We start from the raw sequence: 3,658 nt of genomic DNA, 5'->3' as shown, positions 1-3,658 counted from the left end.
CCGCCCTTGCCCCGGCCTACGCGGCACGACACCCGGTGCCCCCCCACCAGGTCTGCAAGGTCCACCCACCAGGTCTGCAAGGTCGACCCAGCAGACCCGCAAGGTCTACCCACCGGCGCTTCAGCCCATGTCGCCCAGGCGCGCCTGCAGGGCCGCGATCGCGGCGAGCCCCGCCGTTTCCGTGCGCAGGATGCGCGGCCCCAGCTGAAGCCCCTGGAAGCCCGCTGCGGCCAACTGCTGGCGATCGCGCGGCGACCAGCCGCCCTCCGGACCGATGGCGATCACGATGCCCCCCGCCGGTGCCGCCTGCAGGGTGGACAGGCGGTGGCTGCCTTCCGGATCCAGGGTCAGGCGTAGTGTATCGGCGGGCAGCACCGCCATCGCCGCCACCAAGCCCAACGGCGGGCCCAACCGCGGAATCACCGCACGACCGGACTGGCCGCAGGCGGACTGCACCACGTTGTTCCAATGCGCGACGCGCTTCTGCGCGCGCGCGGCATCCAGCTTCACTTCGGTGCGCTCTGCATTGACCGGCACCACGGCCGCCACGCCGAGTTCGGTGGCCTTCTGCAGGATCAGGTCCATCTTCTCGCCGCGCGCCACGCCCTGCAGCAGGGTGATCCGCAGCGACGATTCATTGGCCAGCGGCGTGGCTGTTTCGATCCGCACCTGTGCATCACGCTTTCCTGCGACGACAATCGTGGCGGCATAGTCATGCCCATCACCATTGAACAGCACGCAGGCATCGCCTTCGCGCAGGCGCATCACCCTTAGCAGGTGGTTGGCGGCGTCCTCGGGCAGGGACACGGTCTGGCCGGCCTGCAAGGGAAGGGACACGGGGCAGCGGGTCACGCGCATGCGGGGATCTCGCGGGTGGAGGGGCGGTCGTCCTGCGGGGAGGGGGGTGTCTCTGCTAGCATCGTGGGCTCATGAACATGTTGCTTCCTTCGTCCATTCTATCGGCCCGCGCGGGGCATACCGCATGAGCCGTTCCCTGCCGATCATCCATCGCATCACCGATGAGGAAAACGGGCCGTTCCAGCGCCAGCACCTGGACCTGGAGTTTTCCAACGGCGAACAGCGCCGCTTCGAACGCCTGGTCAGCCGCGGCCACGGTGCCGTGGTGGTGGTGCCGATGCTGGACGATGACACCGTGCTGCTGGTGCGTGAATACGCCGCCGGCATGCACCGCTATGAACTGGGCCTGGTCAAGGGCCGGATCGATGCCGGCGAAACGCCGGAGCAGGCGGCCGACCGCGAGCTGAAGGAAGAGGCCGGCTACGGGGCGCATCGGGTCGACGTGCTGCGTGCCATGACACTCGCACCGACCTACATGAGCCACCAGTCTTGGCTGGTGGTGGCGCGCGATCTGTATCCGGAGCGGCTGCAGGGCGACGAGCCGGAAGAACTGGAAGTGGTGCCGTGGAAGCTGTCGCGGATCGACCAGCTGATGCTGCGCGAAGATTTCTCCGAAGGCCGCTCCCTGGCGGCCCTGTTCATCGCCCGTGAATGGCTGCAGCGCGGCGCGACGGCGCCATGACCCACGCCCGCCTGACCACCGATCTGCGCGAAACCGTGATCGCCATTGCCCAGGATGCCGCCGCAGCGATCATGCAGGTCTACGCGTCCGGCTTCGACATCACGATGAAGGCCGATGACAGCCCGGTCACCGCCGCCGACCTGGCCGCGCACCAGCGCATCGTCAGTGGGCTGTCGCGGCTGACCCCGGACCTGCCGATCCTGTCCGAGGAAGCCACGGCGGCGCCCTGGGAAACGCGTCGCCACTGGGGCGCTTACTGGCTGGTCGATCCGCTGGACGGCACCCGCGAGTTCATCAAGCGCAACGGGGAATTCAGCGTCAACATCGCGCTGATCTACCAGGGCGCGCCGACCTTCGGCGTGGTGCTGGCGCCGGTGACCGGGCTGGTCTGGCATGCCATGCGTGGCGAGCAGGCCTACCGCCGGCAGGGCGTGCATGACACCGTGCTGCGCACCCGCGTGCCGGCGCAGGCACCGCTGCGGGTCGCCGCCAGCCGCTCGCACCGTTCGGCGCGCACGCAGGCGCTGCTGGATCGCATGGGTGATATCGAAACCGTGGCCCAGGGCTCTTCGTTGAAGTTCTGCCGGATCGCCGAGGGCGATCTGGATGTCTATCCGCGGCTGGGTCCGACCAGCGAATGGGACACCGCGGCCGGCCAGTGCGTACTGCACGCCGCAGGGGGCGCGGTGCTGTCCACCGCCACCGGCAAGCCGTTCCGTTACAACCGCCGCGAAAGCCTGCTCAACGGTGATTTCATGGCCTTGGGCGATACCCGGCTGGCATGGCGCGACTGGCTGCCACACGATGAAACGGAGACCACATGAGCACGAGCGACGCTGCCACCGAACTGGGCCGGCTGCTGGCGATCATGGCGCGCCTGCGCGACCCGCAGGGCGGCTGCCCGTGGGACCTGGAGCAGGATTTTTCCACCATCGCGCCGTACACCATCGAAGAAGCGTACGAGGTGGCCGATGCGATCGATCGCGGCGACCTGGACGACCTGTGCGACGAACTGGGTGACCTGCTGTTGCAGGTGGTGTTCCACGCCCAGATGGCACAGGAGCAGGGCGCGTTCGCCTTCGCCGACGTGGCGCGCAGCATCAACGACAAGATGGTCCGCCGGCACCCGCACATCTTTGCCGACGCCAGTGCCGGCGACGCCGCCGAGGTGCTGCGCAACTGGGACGCGATCAAGCGCGAAGAGCGCGCCGCCAAGGGCGAGACCGATGGCTCGGCGCTGGCCGGCATCTCGCGCGGGCTGCCGGAATGGCAGCGGGCGATGAAGCTGCAGTCGCGCGCGGCCAGGGTCGGGTTCGACTGGCCCGGTCCGTTGCCGGTGCTCGACAAGGCCGCCGAGGAACTGCAGGAACTGCGCGAGGAATTCGAACGCGGCGACGTGGCGGCGAACAAGGCCCGGCTGCAGGAAGAACTCGGCGACCTGTTGTTCGTCTGTGCCAACCTGGCACGCCACGCCGATGTCGACGTGGGCGCCGCGCTGCGCGGGGCCAACCACAAGTTCGAGCGACGCTTCCGCGCGATGGAAGCCGGCGCCGGCGAAGACGGCACGCAGCTGGCCGAGCTGGACCTGGAGGCCCAGGAAGCGCTCTGGCAGCGCGCCAAGGCCACCGAAAGCGCCTCGTGAAAACCTTCGGGTTGTTCCTGTTGACGGCGCTTGCCGAGATCATCGGCTGCTACCTGCCATGGGTGTGGCTGCGTCGCGACGGCAGTATGTGGTTGCTGGTGCCGGCGGCGGCCAGCCTGGCGCTGTTCGCCTGGCTGCTGACCCTGCATCCGCAGGCCAGCGGGCGCGTGTATGCGGCCTACGGTGGTGTCTACGTCGGCACTGCGCTGGCCTGGCTGTGGTGGGTGGACGGCATCCGTCCCGGCCGTTGGGACCTGCTCGGCGTGGGCCTTTGCCTGGCCGGCATGGCAGTGATCATGTTCGCCCCGCGCACCGGCTGACGATCGGGTGGGTGACGACCGCAGCCTTGGTGGGTGACGACCGCCAGGATTGGTGGGTGAAGACCCTTGGTCGTCACGCTCACCCCCCGCCACAAACGTGACCCACCACCGGGGGGACCCCCCCGGGAGGACCAAAAAGGCGTGCGGGCGCCCCAC

Annotated in this window: 5 protein-coding genes; 4 read left to right on the top strand and 1 reads right to left on the bottom strand. The window is 68.8% G+C overall.

Features of this window, described 5'->3' with window-relative positions; all coding sequences use genetic code 11:
* Window positions 1-120: 120 nt before the first annotated feature.
* Window positions 121-858, bottom strand: coding sequence for a 16S rRNA (uracil(1498)-N(3))-methyltransferase (locus ABE522_RS17445; protein WP_346592782.1), 738 nt, complete (start codon window positions 856-858; stop codon window positions 121-123).
* A gap of 124 nt (window positions 859-982) precedes the next feature.
* Between ABE522_RS17445 and nudE the strand changes: the two genes are divergently transcribed.
* The 4 genes from nudE to ABE522_RS17425 are packed head-to-tail and all read left to right on the top strand — an operon-like array spanning window position 983 to window position 3,502.
* Window positions 983-1,540, top strand: a complete 558-nt coding sequence (nudE, locus tag ABE522_RS17440; RefSeq protein ID WP_346592781.1) for an ADP compounds hydrolase NudE — start codon at window positions 983-985, stop codon at window positions 1,538-1,540.
* Window positions 1,537-2,364 (top strand): 3'(2'),5'-bisphosphate nucleotidase CysQ, encoded by an 828-nt coding sequence (gene cysQ / locus ABE522_RS17435; protein ID WP_346592780.1) that lies wholly within the window; start codon window positions 1,537-1,539, stop codon window positions 2,362-2,364. Before nudE ends, cysQ begins: the two co-directional genes overlap by 4 nt.
* On the top strand, window positions 2,361-3,182 hold the full coding sequence (gene mazG, locus ABE522_RS17430; RefSeq protein WP_346592779.1) for a nucleoside triphosphate pyrophosphohydrolase: 822 nt from the start codon (window positions 2,361-2,363) through the stop codon (window positions 3,180-3,182). The genes cysQ and mazG overlap by 4 nt, the downstream gene beginning before the upstream one ends.
* Window positions 3,179-3,502, top strand: a complete 324-nt coding sequence (locus tag ABE522_RS17425) for a YnfA family protein (RefSeq protein ID WP_346592778.1) — start codon at window positions 3,179-3,181, stop codon at window positions 3,500-3,502. Before mazG ends, ABE522_RS17425 begins: the two co-directional genes overlap by 4 nt.
* Window positions 3,503-3,658: the final 156 nt, after the last annotated feature.

It is taken from the genome of Stenotrophomonas lacuserhaii (assembly GCF_039674585.1).
GTDB lineage: Bacteria > Pseudomonadota > Gammaproteobacteria > Xanthomonadales > Xanthomonadaceae > Stenotrophomonas > Stenotrophomonas pennii_A.
The sequence above is the reverse complement of the archived record's forward strand: the minus strand, read 5'-3'. Positions and strand labels throughout refer to the sequence as shown.